Source organism: Sphingobacterium bambusae (assembly GCF_033955345.1).
Taxonomy (GTDB): domain Bacteria; phylum Bacteroidota; class Bacteroidia; order Sphingobacteriales; family Sphingobacteriaceae; genus Sphingobacterium; species Sphingobacterium bambusae.
Map to the genome: position 1 here is coordinate 5210181 of NZ_CP138332.1, position 18247 is coordinate 5228427.

Below are 18247 nucleotides of genomic sequence, written 5' to 3' on the forward strand. Positions count from 1 at the left end.
TTTTACACGATGCATGAAAATTTAAGGAGATTTTTGGAAAGCGATGTAACAAAAAAAAATAAAATGTAGACCAATTTAAAGACAGGATGCAAAGCGCGATCTACTCGTTTTGTGATATAGGCAGGCTGGATAGTGTTGACGCTACGTTACCACGGCTACTCGATCAAGGATACTTTCTTGTTTTTTTTGGTCAGGTAAAAATTGGGGCACAGGTCAGCGGAAAAATGTTGCTACTGCTACAGCGCGATAATTTTGAAAATCTACAGTTGGAAAAGCGTGCAAGCGGCGGCCAATATTTTTTGTTCCGCGCTGATTTGTTTAAAGGTTATAACTTAAAAGGACACCTGAACAATTTTGGATTTTTAAAATACAGCCTGTCGGAATCTATCGTACTTTCTGGGAAGGAGCTCCATATTATTGAGGCATTGTTTAGCTTGATTGGGCAAGAATGCACATCGGAGGCCCCATGGAATACCGTATTTCACTGGTATAGTAAATTGATGCGGCTTTGGTATAAATGCTTCAAAATGATGTTGATTTTTAGATCAAATGAAGATTTCGTATCGCTTCCTGACGCTTTTGTTAGCTTTACAACTTAATTTCGCTAGAATAAGGCACAGATATTGTTTCGTGATTGGAAAGACAAAACGATGAACGTAAAACGCACTTTCGGAACCATTCTTACTATACTGGGTATAGGTGGACTAATATACACAGGTTATGGATTAATCAATAAAAGCACAGACTACATGGCTTTGTCCGTAGTGGGTATTATCGCCTTAATTTTTTTCTTTTCAGGGATAGGGCTCGTTAAGAACACCAAAGATGTGGCGTAGGCTCGTTTTAGTGGTTTTGATCGGAAAGATAAAATGGCAATAAGATTTTATGTTTGCTGTCCGATAATACCTAGTATGATCCCGATGCGTACCGCCTCCGTCGTATTTTTAACATTCAATTTTTTTAGTATGTTTTGTCGGTGCCGAAAGGTGGTGTAGAGGGCCATATTCAATCGTGATGCAATTTCCTTGCTGGTAAGGCCTTGAGCAAGCAGCTGTATGACCTCGGTTTCCCGTTTCGTTAGAAATTCTTTACGAGCTGTTTTTAGTTCGGATATTGATTGTGCGGTTCCGGTTTCCTCATTTAAGATATGTCCATCAATCCCGCTTACTGTTGACTTTTCTATGCAAGGCGCGTATATGCAGAATGCCAACCAAATATTTCCATTCGCAAAACTTTCCATGTATTGCATACGATGATTGATAAGAACATAACTTCCATTCGCGGTTTTCATTCTGATTTTACATCGCGAAGTGAACTTGGGCCGCTCGTGGGACGGCACTGCTTTTTGAAATTGCAAAAAGGATAATTCCAATCCATGTCTTTCCAAAAGATCGTCGGGATGAACGCTATCGAAAATAAAGCGTTCAAATGCAGACGCTATATCAGATATGCCCGGATCGAATCCGAAAACTTCTCCGAAAGTACCTGTGTATATATAGCTTTTGTCCGATACAAAATCCGATAGTACGACTAGGCTATTTTCGATGGTGACGTAAGATGCTGCCAATCGCTTATAATGCTCCAGTATTTGGTCGTCATTATTGTTAGGCTTTAGCATAGGACTAAAGTGTTGCGTTAACAACGTATCGCTTAGCAGTTTCGCGGGATCTTCCTTTTCATACATAAGCGCAAAAATGGCTAATTTTAAGTATTGTACAAAATTTGCTGCTATCGTAAGTTTGTATTTATTTTTCTACCCATAAATTGATGAACAAACAAACCTTTAGTATGCTAATGCTTTGCACAACGGCATTAATGAGCTGTAATCAGCAAGAGAACAAATCTGCGCACCATACACAAGCCGTCGCGGATTCGCTGCCCTCGAGATTAGAAAACTGTGATGTAACGGTTTCTGAAATTTACTTCAGCAAGTCACTGAATGATGCCAAAAAGCTTGTCTCTATAGATGATCAAGGCCAAGTTATTTTTAAAGTCGGTGAAAAGCGGGATTTCTTTTCCGACCCGGACGGTAAATTGTCAAATAATACGGCGCCGATTTTACTCAAGGAAATCGATAATGAGCAGCCTTTTACATTCTCGGCTAAGGTGATTCCGCAGTTCACGGAAAATGGGACATATGACGCGGGCGTACTCTATGTGTATGCGAATGACCGATTATATCAGAAACATTGTTTCGAACAGGATGAGGCAGGACAGCATCGCGTCGTTACGGTAAAAACTGACCAAACCTCCGACGACAGCAATCATGAAGTGATCCAAAACAAATTTGTGTATCTTAAACTGTCTTCAGATGGTCAAACAATCGCGAGTTATTATTCGATAGACAACAAGAATTGGAAAATGGCTAGATTATACAAAAATAATTATCCCAAGCGGCTGTACGTTGGCATAAGTGCACAATGTCCGCTCGGAAAAGGCAGTACTAGCATTTTTGAAAACGTAACCTTTACAAATGCTGCAGTTAAGGATTTTCGAAGAGGCATTTAATTAGTGCTCACGCGTGATTTTACTGTGCGCGGTGGATAGCTTATTTACTGGCTATCCTATAAATTAGCCTTTCTCGTTATACCTGCTGTTCAATCTCCGAAACAGCAGGTATATATTTTGTCGGCATCACCCGTATTTCAGTCGATATCCTCCTATTTATAATGGACAAATAGACCGACTCTTCGTTAACGGGGGCTTCTGTGAGGCAAACCAATTACCTTTAATCTGGCGGGTTTATCCCGTCGGCGTGAAAACTTGGCGGTAAATCGATCAAATTGTTTCTCACGAAATGTTTAAATAAGCGTACGATTAGCTACATTTGGATAATAGACCTGATTTTTTTCCATGAGTAAGCTTTTTTATGTACTCGTTGCTGGTATAATTTTGCTGGTATCCGCAATTTCACAACATGCGGAGGCGCAGAACCACTATCCGTTTACGCATCTAACGATAGAGAACGGATTACACAGTAACCATATCAATGCCATCATGCAGGATAGCGACCATTATATGTGGTTCGGTACATCAACGGGGCTTTCTAAATTTGATGGAAAGCGGTTTCAAGTATACCGGTACAACGCTCAGGATAACCAATCGCTTCCCGGAAATAGCGTGCAGGAATTTTTTCATGGACCGGCAGCCAGCCTTTGGATAAAAACCTATGGTGGCTGGGCGATGTATAACAAGCAGAAGGACGCGTTTATCCGTAATATAGATAGCGTATTGGTATCATTTGGGTTGCCGCGCGGCCCGATTGATAAAATACGACAGCTTGAAAATAAACGCTATGCTTTTATCTATGCAGACGGCACCGCTGTCCTTTTAGATAGTGAACTTGGAAAAACGAAAAAGTTAGACCATGTTGCTATCTTGGATGTCATTTCGTCAAACAGTCGCAACGAGTTGTATATCGTTGATCGATCTGCAAAAGTCACGATTCTGGATAGGGAGAGTTTGCGACAAAAAGAAACCTTTACTATGCCCGTTAATGTCGGCCATGATATCTTGATTGACTACCGCATATTTCTGGATAGTAAGGAGCGACTTTGGCTCTATGCAAAGAATTTCCCACTGGGTGTTTTCAGTTGGCACAGAACGAGCAAACAAGTGATACATTTTAGTCGACGTAGTAGCCAGCATAGACTAAACAGCGATAACGTGAGTAATGTACAGGAACTCAATGGCGAAGTTTGGTTGGGAACGGACCATGGTGGAATAAACCTCATCAAAGACGATCGAGTTGAGTACCTCGTCAATCAACCTTTTGATAATTATACGCTTCCGTTTAACTCCACGACTGCACTCTATTGCAGCAAAGACGGACTAATGTGGGTGGGTACCTACAAAGGAGGTACAAGTTTTTACAGTAAAGATCGGACGTACATCAAAGCATTTCAGCAACAACTTGGAAATCCAAATAGCTTGCCCTTTGATGATGTCAATTGTTTCGCGCAGCGCGCATCTGGCGAGTTGCTGATTGGTACCAACGGTGGTGGTTTGCTGGTTTATGATCCCGTAAAGGAGAAGTTTGCGAGCTTTACCAACCACATTTCAGACAAATTTTCGATATCCGGTAATGTAATTGTGAGCTTATTTCCGGATAAAACCGGCGCCGTCTGGGTAGGGACTTATCGTGGAGGACTGAACCGCATGAACAACGATGGTACATTCACACGCTTTGGTGATGCCATTTCTACAAACCTCAGTGTATGGGATATTTTTGAAGATAGTCGAGGTAGATTTTGGATTGGTACATTATCTCATGGGCTTCACCTTTTCGATCGTAAAAAGGGAACATTTACCCCTTTTTTAAGCAAGGCAAACAAGCGACTTCCCTCGACATATTATTCTAAAATATTCGAGGATTCGCGGGGAAATATTTGGCTCGGTACCGCTACAGGCATAGAAATCATTGGCCACGATGGTGAGATTTCATTGTTTCGGGAGGGGCGGGGTACATCGGGATTGAGCAACAACATGGTATCTGATATCGTGGAGGATCGTTTTGGCCGGATTTGGGTCTCTACGCAGCAAGGGGTGAATGTTATTGAAGGGAGGCATGTTACCAAGCTTAACGAAAATACAGGTCTCCTGCATGAAGTCGTCGTTGAATTGGTTTTGGATAGGCAAGGAGACATTTGGGTGGCAACGGAGAAGGGGATTTCGAAAGTTACGGTACGCAAAAATCTTAAGGATTGTATTTTCCATAATTTTAACGTATCCGATGGGCTTCAATCGATAAGTTTCAATGAAAATGCGGGTTTACTGTTAAACGATGGTTCGCTGGTTTTTGGTGGTCCGAGAGGCTTCAACAAGTTCGGCCCCACTGATGCGGACCTGCTCCCTAAAAATTATCAGATTTATCTGAGCAATGTAACGGTTGCCAAATCTGGAAGTGCCAATAAAGAGAGGGAGGATCTCGGAGGAACCGTCTTTCAGCTAGCAGACGCAAGCATGAAGGTGGCCTATAATCATAATTCGATCACCATTAATCTGACGGATTTTGATTATTTGGGAAACAACAAGGGCAAGTTTCAATACGTTGTAGAAAACCTAGATATGGATTGGAAGGATCTTTCCGTTAGCGATTTTTCCATATCATTACCCAATCTTTCGCCTGGAGACTATTTGGTTAACGTTCGTTATCAGGACAGCGATGGTGCGCTATACGACGGCGTAAAGCTACTCAAAGTTACCGTGTTGGCACCTTGGTGGCGCTCAGGTGTGGCGTATTGTTGTTACTTACTGGCTATTTGCGTTTTCCTTTTTTACTTGCGCCGATTCGAGAAACTGCGTGAACGAACACGGTTCAATCTCCTCGAGGCCGAACGCTATGCGAAGAATATGAAAGACTTGGATGAAATGAAGACGCGATTTTTCATGAATGTCAGTCACGAATTTAGGACACCTATCAGCCTTATTCTATCCCCAATATCGGTTCTTAAGAAAGAAATTGGTGCTACCTCTATGTTGAATTATGTAGAGATTATCGAGCGAAATGCCAAGCAACTGTATAGTTTGGTGGGACAATTGTTGGATTTCAATAGAATGGATAAGGATATTCTGCAATTAAGTGAACAAACTGGAAAACTTTCTCCCGTCATACAGCCTATATTGGACTCCTTTGCCAATTTAGCGAAACTGCGTGATATGATATTTCTAGAAGACGCTTTTGAAGCAGATCTGTTTTATGTATTTGATCAAAATAAACTCGAAGCTGTATTAAATAATTTGCTGTCAAACGCATTTAAATTTACGGCGCAAGGGGGAACGATAAAGGTTCGTGTAATGGTTTCGGATTTGGATATCCTCTCGATTTCTGTAATGGACACAGGGAAGGGGATTTCGCCTGAAAATCTCAGCAAGATATTTGAACGGTTTTATCAAGAAGATGCTTCAAATCGTGGCGCCGCAACTGGCAGTGGCATTGGTCTAGCCATTGTTAAAGATTTTGTAGATCTGATGAAGGGAAAAATAGATGTGCAAAGTAGTCCAGGCAAGGGCACAACCTTCTCTGTGCACATTCCAATAGTTCGCAAAACGGAAATCGTGGTACACCATGGCGTGCCAAAACGGAGGCCAGCACGCCAAGGCGGAATAAAAGTAGAAGCCCAGCGACGCGTGCTCGTGATAGAAGATAATAGTGATTTCGCATTTTTTCTGCAGCATGAACTCTTACAGGGATATCAACTGGAAATATGCGCTTCGGCAGAACTCGCTTTGGAACGGATTAATGCCTTCCATCCCGATCTAATTGTGTCGGATATGAGCTTGCCCGGTATATCTGGCATTGAATTGTGCACGCAAGTGCGGCAGGACGAAAGAACGAAACACATTCCTTTTATTATCATCACGGCGGTGGCCGAAATCAACCTACAATTGGAATCGCTCAAGGCAGGGGCCACAGATTTTATTACCAAACCTTTTCATGCGGAGACATTTCGATCAAAAATTAAAGCCGTTATAAAGCAACACGACGTGATGCAGCGTAAATTCAAAAGACAAGTGGATATCAAAGTAAGCAAAACGGAGCCCGAGCATGCTGACGAGAAATTTTTGAGAAAAGCAACGCATATAATCGAATCCAATTTGGTTAACCAAAACCTGACGGTTGCTTTTCTAGCTGCAGAACTGCATATGTCTAGAGTCGGCTTATATAAGCGTATCTTGACGTTGACAGGTGGTACACCTATCGAATTTATACGGAATATACGTCTGAAGATGGCGCTCGATCTGCTGCAACATTCGGCGAAGAATGTCAGCGAAATCACCTATGAAGTGGGCTTTAGTTCGCCCAAGCAATTCAGCAAATACTTCAAAGCATTGTATGGCAATGTGCCCTCATTTTATCGAAAATAAGCGTAAGCCTATTTCCGGAATCTTGTCTTCCTGTAGAAGGATACTGATTTATTTTGGTTTAAGATAAACATCTAATTATTAGCGTTTTATTTTAGTTTCGGTTTTTTAAGGTTAACATTTTGACCCTTAAATGTTAACCAATCGGCTATTAATGCAATCGGTTGCTTCTTTACATTTGTCTTGTACTTCAGTTGATAGGTACATGTTGACCAAATTTTATAAACCCGTACTATGATGTTTTTTAAAAACACTATTTTCCTTGGGATGATCGCTATGCTTTTTACGGAGCTGTCTGCACATGCCCAAGACAGCAAGCCGATCTACCAAAAGACGAACAGCGGTGTACAGCTAAAATACAGAGATGTTCCCGCTGCGCTCGATCAGGATATCTACCTTGATTTTTATACCGAGCAAGCCGTTCGCATACGAGTTACGCCACCCGATACCAAAAAGCCTAATAATGAAAGTCTATTACTCGTCGATACCGTTTTAAAGCGTAGAATAGAGTTTTCGGTTTCGCAGGTTGGCGATAGCCTGTTTGTAAAAACATCAGGTATGCAGGTGAAGGCATTTCTTCCTACTGGATCACTGCACTTTTTTGATGCGCAGGGCAAACCGTTAGTGCGCGAAGGCGCTAGAAATGCAGTAAGCTTCCAAAAAGATGCCTACGATGGCGACAGTTTCTTCAATATAAACCAATCGTTTGAAATTAGTGCCGACGAAGGTTTATATGGGTTGGGCCAACACCAAAACGGTGTAATGAACTACAACAACGGTCGTCGGGTCAGTTTGTTGCAATACAATACGGAAATCGCCGTACCATTTTTAGTGTCTACCAATAACTACGGTATTTTATGGCATAATTATTCCATTACCACAGCGGGCGATACGCGGCCACTACTTCCTTTGCATGCGTTTAAACTTTTCTCTCACGAAGGTAGGCAGGGCTGGCTGACGGCGCGCTACGTAAACAAGGAAAATGAAGCCGAGGTTTACGCGGAACGCCCAGAATCAACCATTGATTATAATTACCTGAGCGATCAGCATAAGTATCCACAAGGCACCCTGCTTTCAAAATGTAAGGTATACTATGAAGGCGAGTTTGCTTCGCCTTACGCGGGCCTACATTATCTTCACTTCAAATATTCGGGTTACATCAAAGTGTATATTGACGGAAAATTGCTGCAGGATCGCTGGCGGGAAGCCTGGAATTCGGGCACTTTTGAACTTCCCGTAACATTGGAGAGGGATAAAAGGCATCGTTTACGCATCGAGTGGACACCTGTTGGCAATGAGAGCTATTTTACATTAAACTGGCAACGACCTCAGGAAGAAGGTACACCACTCTTTGGATTCCGTTCCGAAGCAGGAGATGCCATTGACTACTTTGTCTTTGCGGGTGAGAATATGGATAACGTCATTTCTGGCTACCGACAGCTAACGGGCAAAGCGGGGATTATGCCCCGTTGGAGTTTTGGTTATTGGCAAAGCCGTGAGCGTTATAAAACGCAAGCTGAATTGGAAGAAGTGGCGCAAATCTTCCGCAAACGCCGCATTCCGATAGATAATATCGTTCAGGATTGGTCATATTGGTCGGAAAAGGATTGGGGAAGCCACGTCTTCGATCCGAAGCGCTTTCCTGATCCTGACGGCATGATTGACAGGTTGCATCAACAGCACTTTAAGCTGATGATATCGGTTTGGCCAAAAATTAATGAAGAATCTACGGTTTTTGATGAGTTTAATCGGAATAACTGGCTGTATATGCGCAATATATATGACGGACGAAAAGACTGGATTGGCAAAGGTTACACGTCGACGTTCTATGATGTGTATAATCCTGCGGCACGAAACGCCTTTTGGAAGCAGATGAATACTAAGCTTTTTTCCAAAGGCATTGACGCCTGGTGGATGGATGCTAGCGAACCGGATATACATTCCAACATTAGTGTGGAGGAGCGAAAAGCGGTGCTTCAGCCCAGTATCGGATCGTCTGTGCGCTACTACAATACATTCCCTTTGCTCAATGCGAAAGGTATTTACGATGGGCAGCGTGCCACCGATAGCAGTAAAAGGGTGTTCATTCTGACACGATCGTTCTTTGCCGGGCAGCAGCGTTACGGCGCGGCGGCATGGAGTGGCGATATTGCCTCCACCTGGGAAGATATGAAAGATCAGATTTCCGCAGGCGTCAACTTCTCCATGTCGGGCACGCCGTATTGGACGATGGATGCGGGTGGATTTCTTGTGCAGCGCAAATACTATGACCCGAATGAAGCGGACTTGGAAGAATGGCGCGAATTGAACAGCCGTTGGTATCAATATGGCGCGTTTTTGCCTTTATTCAGAGCGCATGGACAGTTTCCCGCAAGAGAACCCTTTGCGATTGCGCCAGAAGAGCACCCTGCTTACAAAAGTATGTTGTACTATATCAACCTGCGTTATCGCTTACTTGCCTACAACTATAGCATCGCAGCGCATACCTACCTAAACGATTATTCCATGATCAGAGGATTGGCGATGGATTTTTCTGCCGATACGGCAGTTTACAACATCAATGATCAATTTATGTGGGGGCCTTCACTCTTGGTTAACCCCGTAAGTCAACATGGCGAACGCAAGCGTGCCGTTTATCTTCCGGCAGGAAAGGGTTGGTACGACCTGTATAGAGGTCGGTATTTCGCTGCTGGACAGACTATTGAGGCGGATGCACCGTACGATCGGATACCGGTTTTCGTTCCTGCGGGCGCGATTCTTCCCTGGGGCGAACCTCTCCAATATACGAGCGAAAAACCACAAGATGTATTGACCCTGCTCGTTTACGAAGGGCAAGATGGCGAATTTGTGCTATATGAAGACGCGGGTGACAATTATGATTACGAAAAAAGCGCCTACAGTACGATAAAATTCTCCTTTGATAACCAACATGGAATTCTTTCCCTTGGCGATCGTAAAGGCACATTCGAAGGAATGACGAAGCAACGCAAATTCAATGTGCTGCTGGTGGGCAGCAATAGTCTGATAGGTATTGATGCCTTACCAAAAAATATGAAATCTGTAAAATACAATGGACGTGCAATGAATATAAAACTTAGATAGAATAATTAACCATTATAAATCAAGCAATATGTATAAACAATTATTTCGAAGGGCCTTAGCAACAGCCATATTTCTGCTGCTTGCGGTAACCTCTTGGGCGCAATCCATTCGGGGCCGGGTGCTGTCCAGTGAAACGGGAGAAGCCATAAGTGGGGCGAGTGTACTGGTAAAAGGCCAAGGTAAATCTACCAGTACAGATGCGAATGGTACATTTATGATCGATGTCTCCGAAGGCACGATGCTTACCGTGAGTTATCTTGGGTTTCAATCACAGGACGTTGCCGCTGTGGGGAATATACAGGTAAAGCTGGTGCCTATGTCGGCCGACTTAGATGAAGTTGTGGTCATCGGTTATGGCGTTCAAAAGAAAAAACTCAACACGGGCGCCAATCTCCAAGTTCAGGGAGAGGATATTGAGAAAATGAACCAACTGAACCCTTTACAAGCTATGCAGGGACAAGCGCCCGGCGTGTCGATTACCTCGACCTCAGGACAGCCCGGGGCCGCGATGAAAGTTGTCGTGAGGGGCTTGGGAACCATTGGCAATTCGGGGCCGCTCTATGTGATCGACGGCGTGCCGGGCGGTGACATTGCCGTGCTAAATCCAGCCGATATTCAATCAATCGATGTATTGAAAGATGCTGCATCTGCGGCAATTTACGGATCACAAGCTGCAAACGGCGTTGTTCTAGTAACCACGAAAATGGGTGCTGCGGGCAAAAGTCAACTGTCATTCGATGCCTTCAAAGGCGTGCAGAATAGCGCGCGCAAAGTGCATCTGCTTAATGCTGATCAATATAAACTGATCATGAACGAGCAAGCGTTAAATTCCGGAGCTGCTCCCTTTAATTTTGGCGCGATGCAGGGACTGGCAAACACCAACTGGGTTGACCAGATGTTGGCTCGCGACGCCGACACGGAAAACTACAACGTTGGCCTGCAAGGCGGATCAGAGCGCTCTACCTACGCGCTTAGCCTAAATTACATCGGACAGGAGGGCCTCGTGGGCGGCAGAGATGTATCGAATTATGAGCGTTACGGATTTCGGACCAATGCGGAATACAAGGCTTTTGAAGGCGTACTGAAGATTGGTCAGCACCTAAACTTCAACTATATTAAAAATCGCGGGATTAATGTGGGCAATCAATATAACAATACGCTCCGCGCGGCCTTTACGACTTCGCCTTTAACACCGGTCTACGGCGATAACAACCGTTACGGGCATCCTTTCTATGACAGCTCAGATTCGCCTTGGTTTAACGGAGATGGCAATCCCTATGGTGCGATGATGATCAATTCTAATAACATGAACGATGCGCAACGCTTACTTGCTGATGTCTATGCACAGCTGGAACCGATCAAAGGGTTGACTATTCGCTCTTTATTAGGTTTTAACTACAATGCGTCCGAATACAGAAGTTATACGCCGCGTTACCGATTCTCCATTTATAATTTCAATGAAGACCATACCACGACCTTGCAAAGTATGAACAAGGGGCATACGATTACCTGGACGAATACGGCAAACTATGATTTTACCGTGGGTGATGGGCATCAATTTTCGGCATTGGCCGGTATGGAAGTATTACGCTATCAAGGCACTTACCTCTCGGGTAGCAACTGGAATTTGCTTTCTCAGTTTGATGATTTTGCCCATGCTTATCTCGATAATACCACCGGCAAAGCATTTTTAGATGAAAATGGTAAGGTTGTTGAAACGCGCGTATTAAACGGTGGGCCAGACGTGATGAACCGCAGGTTGTCTTATTTTGGACGTTTGGGATACAATTATAAAGAAAAGTATCTGTTAAATGCGACGCTTCGGGCCGATGCTTCATCCAAATTTGCTGCGGGAAATCGCTGGGGCTACTTTCCATCGGTATCGGCAGGTTGGGTAATGACGGCGGAAGACTTTATGCAAGCTACCGCTACGACGCTGAACTTCTTAAAATGGCGCGTCTCTTGGGGACAAGTTGGAAATCAGGATATAGCGGATTTTCAGTTTGCCGCTCCCATCAATACGTCTACAGGCGTTACCGCGGAAAATCCTGCGGCATTCTACAATTTCGGGTTGGGCGGCGTAAACACACCGGGAGCTTATCCAAGTCGATTCTCCAATCCTTTGGTGACCTGGGAAACCTCCGAACAGATAAATGTGGGATTGGATTCTCGCTGGGCAAACAACAGGCTGGATGTAGTGGCCGACTTTTATGTGAAGACCACAAAAGATTGGTTGGTAAGACCTCCCGTGCTCGCCACGGCCGGAACGCAAGCGCCTTTTATCAATGGCGGCGACGTGCGAAATACCGGATTTGAGCTTGCGGTGAACTGGTCGGATAAAATCGGGCAATTGGGCTATCGTTTTGGTGTGAATGGTGCCTATAATAAAAATACGGTTGGCAATATTCCGACGGAAGATGGCATTATCCATGGTGCGATCAACATGCTGTATGACAATTCGGAAGAATTTTACCGTGCACAAAATGGTCATGCCATTGGTTACTTCTGGGGCTATCAAACAGCGGGTATTTTCCAAAGCGAAGCTGATATAGCAAATTGGCGGCAGGAAGGAAAAGGCGTATTGCAAGCTAATGCAAGGCCAGGTGATGTGAAATATGTTGATCAGAATGGCGATGGTCTGATCAATAGTTTGGATAAGATTGATCTCGGCTCTGGCTTACCTAGCTTTACCTTCGGTTTTCAGATCGGACTGGATTACAAAAATTTTGATCTATCTATGCAAGCCTATGGTGTGGCCGGCAATAAAATTGTGCAATCCTATCGTAACCACACAAATAAACAGGCCAACTATACCACGCGCATTCTCGATAGATGGACGGGAGAAGGTACGTCCAATACTATGCCCCGAGTGACGGAGAACAATGTCAACTGGCAGTTTTCTGACCTGTATCTCCAAGATGGTGATTTTCTGCGGATAAGCAATATCACGCTTGGATACAATTTCTCCAACTTGATCAATTGGAAATATGCAAGCCAGATAAGGATGTATGTGCAGGGTCAAAACCTATTTACGTTCACCAAATATGATGGTATGGATCCCGAGATAGGCTACGGTACAGACGGCTGGGTGTCGGGTATCGACCTGGGTTACTACCCGCGTCCCAAAAGTTGGTTAGTTGGTGTAAACTTTAAATTTTAAAACGCTATGAACACAAAAAATATACTGGGTGCGGGAATATTATTGTACTTCCTGTGTTTTTCAAGCTGCTCTTCCAGTTTTCTAGATGTGGAGCCCATGACAAACGTACTCGAAAATAACTTCTATAAAAATGTAGCTGATGCAGAAATGGCCTTGGTAGGCTGTTACGACGGTTACCAACGGACTGCTTCTAACGGCAGCTTATCTTTCAATGTCGTTGCTGATGTATTAGCCGATTTGTCTTTCGGTGGAACGGGAAACACGGATAACAGAGCCTATCAGGTATTGGATAGGTTTGACAAAAACGAATCTCCTTCGGATAATAATCTTTTCGATGGTACTTGGACGGACTATTATGCGGCCATATACCGTTGTAATATATTGCTGGAGAAATTGGAAGGCGCTGATTTTGGCAGTAATCCGGAAGCGAAATTACGCATCGAGGGAGAAACACGATTTCTTCGCGGGCTGCTGTATTTTGATCTAGTCAGGCTTTTCGAACGGGTTCCTTTATTGGTTAAAACGACCACGGAAAATGTGCCGCAAGCTGAGGCCAAAGAAACCTACGACGTTATTGTTGACGATTTAAGGTTCGCCGCTGAAAATATTCCTGCAGATGCGTATCCCAAATCGCGCGCATCTGTCAACGATGGCCGTGCAACGCGCTACGCTGCTCAAGCACTATTGGCCCGCGTGTACCTGTTTTACACCGGATATTATGCAAAAGAGGATCTTGCGGTTTCGAAAGCGCAAGTACTCGCCGGCTTGGAAGAAGCCATATCCAGTGGCGAATTTGCGTTGGTGTCGTCATTTGCATCCTTGTGGCCTGCGGCCAGCTATAAACCCAATACGGCGGAAAATACACTGGATAGAACAGTCTATGCCGGTGAAGGAAACAGCGAAATCGTCTTCGCACAGAAGTTCAACAGTACGCAGGATTATAATGGAAATAGCGATGGCAACAGGTGGTTGGTGATGTTGGGCTTGCGCAATACCAATGCATCGCCCTACGGACAAGGTTGGGGAGGCGGAACGGTAAGTCGACGATTTGTCAACGAATTTTCGGCCAGCGATACGAGAAAAGTCGCATCTATCATTGACATTGAGGGCGAAGGTATCGCGAATTTCGACAGTAAAGATCAGCGCGAATATACCGGCTTTGCGAACAAAAAATATACGCCCACAGCGCTGCCGGATGGTACATCGAACACCGGAGGGGAGAAAGATTTTCAGATTTCACAAGATCAGGATTTTTTTGTTATCCGGTATTCGGATGTGCTGCTGATGGCTGCCGAGTTAGGTAGTGCAAATGCACAGAGCTATTTCGATCAAGTGCGGCGAAGAGCACACCAAGAGGCTTTCACGCCACTTGCCGTTTCCAAAGCAAACATTCTGCGGGAAAGGAAGTTCGAATTTGCTTTCGAGGGTATCCGCTATTGGGATCTTTTGCGACAAGGTTTAGAAACTGCTGCGAGTAGCTTGGTCATGACGGAAAATGTGCTCAGCGGAACGGCTCCGGATCAAGTAATCGTAAAACGGGAAAACTTCGTAACTACCAAAGGCTTTATGCAGATACCGAGCAATCAGATCACCCGTTCAAGTGGTTTGCTGGTGCAAAATGCAGGTTGGTAGTCGTAATTTATGAGTAAGATTAATAACTAGATTAACACGTAAATGATAATGAAAAGATCGATATATTGGTGCATTTTACTATGCTGTAGCTGCCTGTTTTGGGCGGCGTGCACACCCGAAAAATACGAACTTGGCGCGATAGATGTGGAGGCGGCAGATATCAAACAGGGAACATCGTATACTATTGAACACGATCCGGCAAATCCAAATATCATCCATCTGACCAGTTTGATGGACAGCCGATATACCCCGCTGTGGCAGCATCCTCAAGGAAGAAGTCAAGAAAAAAAAGTGACGCTGAATATGGCGTTTCCGGGCACGTATGAGGTGGTATTTGGCGTGCAGACGCGCGGTGGTATTGTGTATGGCGACACGGCAAGATTCGAAGTAGAGAATTTCTATGCCGGATTTGTCGATAATGAGTTGTGGACATTTCTCTCTGGCGGGGTAGATCAGGAAAAGATCTGGTATTTGGATCTCGATGCGCAGGGCTCCAGCAAATATTTTGTAGGTCCGATGTACTTTTACGGCACGGCAGATAGCTGGGCCACGGTGACCGAAGGCAAGACCGTGGAAGGGGATTCCTGGAACTGGAAACCGGAATACAAAAGTAATACCTGGCTCATGGCTGCCGGCGATTATGGCACGATGACATTTTCGCTCAAAGGTGGGGCTAATGTGGTTGTCGATCATAAAATGCTGGCCAATCGTGGTGTACAGCGCGGAACATATATGTTGGATACCGACAATTATACCATGCGTATGAACGGCGCGATGCCTTTGCACAATCGCGAGCGCGACACGCACGTGGTCGATTGGGGCGATATCCGGATTATGTCACTTACGGAAGATTATATGCAGCTCGGTGTGTTGCGGGATAAGGCGCTTTCGGGTGAAGACCCGGCATATTTGGTGTACAATTATGTGAGCAAGGCGTATTATGAAAATGCGGTGCAAGCGCGACGTAACACCAGTGCAAGGAGAGGCAATCCATGATAAAATACTTGGAATATCTGCGTTGCGGCATGATTGGTTTATTTGTTTTAATGTGTGTATCCGTTGATGCACAGCCTAGAACAGTGCTTGATTTGAACAGCGACTGGAGGTTTTTGCTTGGGGACTCAGTGCATCCAGATGGTCGCGATTTTTCAACATGGCGATCGCTCAACCTGCCGCACGATTGGAGTATTGAAGGTATGTTTGATAAAGCAAATCTGTCCGGCAGCGGCGGCGCCTATCTTCCTGGCGGAATTGGCTGGTACGCCAAAAAATTTAAGTTACCTTATGGTGCTGAGCAGCTTGTGTCGATTGCTTTTGAAGGCGTTTATGAGCGCAGCGAGGTTTGGCTTAACGGCCAATACCTCGGCATGCGACCCAATGGGTTTATAGGATTTCAATACGATATTTCGGAATACCTGCACAAAGATGATCGCGAAAATATCCTGCTGGTGAAGGTAGATAACAGTGCGCAACCTAATGCACGGTTCTACACCGGGTCAGGTATTTACCGAAACGTCAGCCTGATTGTAAAAAACAAGGTTCATTTGGGTGATTTGTTTGTTAAAAGCCGCGATGTAGATCAAACAAAAGCAACGCTGCTGCTTGATGTGCCGATAATGCACGGTGAACAGTTAAATGGCACGTCGCAGCTGCGTTGGGAAGTGCTGGATAGCGATGGAAAGGTCGTAGCAACGAAAACGGCTAAACAGGCTAGCGAAATTCGCGTACAGCAACAAGCCCGGTTTGTGGATAGCATAACGATCAGCGATCCTCAGCTTTGGAGTCCCGAATCGCCTTACTGCTATCAAGTTCGTTGTTCACTCATCAGCGGTGCTGACGTCCTGGACCAGTTGACGCTTAAAACAGGCATTCGCTATTTTCATTTTGATGCGGATAGCGGTTTTTACCTCAATGGACAACATCGGAAGATACGCGGCGTGTGTATGCACAGTGATCTTGGCGCCTTGGGCGCAGCATTTCATCCGCAGGCAGCTAAACGACAGCTCGAGATGCTTAAATCGATGGGTGTTAACGCGATCCGCACTTCCCATAATCCTGCGGCAACTGGTTTTCTGGACTTATGTGACAGCTTAGGCTTTATGGTGATGAGTGAGACATTTGATGTTTGGAAAATAAAGAAAAATCCATTCGATTACCACCTGTATTGGGATGATTGGTTCGAGCGTGATTTTATTGACCACATCAAAAGGGATCGAAATCACCCCTCGCTTTTTATCTGGTGTCTCGGAAACGAGGCCCAAGAGCAGTGGCATTCCGTTGAGCTTGGCACCTCCATTCCAAAGCGATTGGCCGAATTGGTGGATAGCTTAGATGGCACACGACCGAAGGTTGTGGCCAATAATGAGCTGTCCACAAAAAATCCGGTGCTAAATTCGCAGGCCGTGGATTTGCTGGGCTATAATTACAATCACCTGCACTGGCGCAGCTATCCAAAACATCATCCTAATCGTCCGTTGATTATTACGGAAAGCGTATCTGCACTTTCTACACGGGGGCATTACGATAACGTATCCATTGATATCGTGCGTTTATGGCCATCGCGTTGGGATATTCCTTTCGACGGTGGGAATGCTGATAAGCACATATCAGCCTACGATCATGTGCGCACACCATGGGGATCTACGCATGAAGAAAGCCTGTTTCTTTCCGAGCGCCTTCCTTGGGTTTCAGGCATGTACGTGTGGACAGGATTTGACTACTTGGGCGAGCCGACACCTTATACCTGGCCAGCGCGTAGTTCTTACTTTGGAATCGTGGATATGGCAGGCTTCCCGAAGGATGTATTTTACCTCTATCAAAGTATTTGGACAAACAAACCGATGCTGCATATACTTCCGCATTGGAATTGGTCGGCGGGGGATACCGTAGACGTCGTAGCCTACTATAACTGCGCGGACGAGGTCGAACTTTTGCTGAATGGAAAATCCTTGGGAAAACGAGCCAAGGCAGATTCGCTGCTGCATGTTTCCTGGAAAGTACCTTTTATAACAGGTGAACTAAAAGCTATCTCGAGAAGCGGAGGAGCAGTAGTTAAAGAAGCGATTGTCCGCACCAGTGGAGAGCCACATGTGCTGGATATAATGTGCGAACAGTCTGCAAGTTCTGAAGCGGATGCGTTAGCTTTTATACAGGTCACAGTGCGCGATAGGAAAGGAACATTGGCGCCACGGGCAGCGGTGAATATACGATTCGAAGTGGAAGGAGCAGGGGAATTGATGGCGACAGATAACGGCAATCCTACCGATACCACATTTTTCGGCGCTTCACAGCGCCAGACGTTACATGGTAAGGCGCTGGCGGTGGTGCGTAAGCTTGGGAACAACGGACAAATCAGGGTAAAAGCCGAGGCAGACGGCATGAAGCCGGTCTATCTCGATATCCCCGTGCAGAAGAAGTAATGGCTGATAGCTCTTCTACATTCAAGAAGTGTATAAGCTAAATGATAATGTGTTAATAGCAAAAAATAGT

10 protein-coding genes are annotated in these 18247 nt (G+C 44.9%); 9 read left to right on the top strand and 1 reads right to left on the bottom strand.

Features of this window, described 5'->3' with window-relative positions:
* Window positions 1-86 precede the first annotated feature (86 nt).
* Together SCB77_RS21640 and SCB77_RS21645 are read left to right on the top strand one after the other, a co-directional pair.
* Window positions 87-599, top strand: a complete 513-nt coding sequence (locus SCB77_RS21640) for a hypothetical protein (RefSeq protein ID WP_320184088.1) — start codon at window positions 87-89, stop codon at window positions 597-599.
* Window positions 600-650: 51 nt separating this feature from the next.
* On the top strand, window positions 651-836 hold the full coding sequence (locus SCB77_RS21645; RefSeq protein WP_320184089.1) for a hypothetical protein: 186 nt from the start codon (window positions 651-653) through the stop codon (window positions 834-836).
* 47 nt (window positions 837-883) lie between these two features.
* On the opposite strand, the gene SCB77_RS21650 is transcribed toward SCB77_RS21645, so the two are convergent.
* Window positions 884-1684, bottom strand: a complete 801-nt coding sequence (locus tag SCB77_RS21650; protein WP_320184090.1) for a response regulator transcription factor — start codon at window positions 1682-1684, stop codon at window positions 884-886.
* Window positions 1685-1767: 83 nt separating this feature from the next.
* Here SCB77_RS21650 and SCB77_RS21655 point away from each other — a divergent pair, with 83 nt between their 5' ends.
* The 7 genes from SCB77_RS21655 to SCB77_RS21685 all read left to right on the top strand — a co-directional run bounded on the left by SCB77_RS21655 (window position 1768) and on the right by SCB77_RS21685 (window position 18177).
* Window positions 1768-2508 carry a DUF1349 domain-containing protein gene (locus tag SCB77_RS21655; RefSeq protein ID WP_320184091.1) on the top strand — a complete coding sequence of 247 codons (741 nt, stop codon included), beginning with the start codon at window positions 1768-1770 and terminating at the stop codon, window positions 2506-2508.
* A gap of 345 nt (window positions 2509-2853) precedes the next feature.
* Window positions 2854-6867: a hybrid sensor histidine kinase/response regulator transcription factor gene (locus SCB77_RS21660; protein WP_320184092.1), complete on the top strand. Its 4014-nt coding sequence runs from the start codon at window positions 2854-2856 to the stop codon at window positions 6865-6867.
* Window positions 6868-7098: 231 nt separating this feature from the next.
* On the top strand, window positions 7099-9966 hold the full coding sequence (locus SCB77_RS21665; protein ID WP_320184093.1) for a glycoside hydrolase family 31 protein: 2868 nt from the start codon (window positions 7099-7101) through the stop codon (window positions 9964-9966).
* 28 nt (window positions 9967-9994) lie between these two features.
* On the top strand, window positions 9995-13126 hold the full coding sequence (locus SCB77_RS21670; RefSeq protein ID WP_320184094.1) for a SusC/RagA family TonB-linked outer membrane protein: 3132 nt from the start codon (window positions 9995-9997) through the stop codon (window positions 13124-13126).
* A 6-nt stretch (window positions 13127-13132) separates the two neighbouring features.
* Window positions 13133-14758, top strand: a complete 1626-nt coding sequence (locus SCB77_RS21675; protein ID WP_320184095.1) for a RagB/SusD family nutrient uptake outer membrane protein — start codon at window positions 13133-13135, stop codon at window positions 14756-14758.
* Between the two features lie 48 nt (window positions 14759-14806).
* On the top strand, window positions 14807-15754 hold the full coding sequence (locus SCB77_RS21680) for a hypothetical protein (protein ID WP_320184096.1): 948 nt from the start codon (window positions 14807-14809) through the stop codon (window positions 15752-15754).
* On the top strand, window positions 15751-18177 hold the full coding sequence (locus SCB77_RS21685) for a glycoside hydrolase family 2 TIM barrel-domain containing protein (protein ID WP_320184097.1): 2427 nt from the start codon (window positions 15751-15753) through the stop codon (window positions 18175-18177). The genes SCB77_RS21680 and SCB77_RS21685 overlap by 4 nt, the downstream gene beginning before the upstream one ends.
* The last annotated feature ends 70 nt before the right edge of the window (window positions 18178-18247 follow it).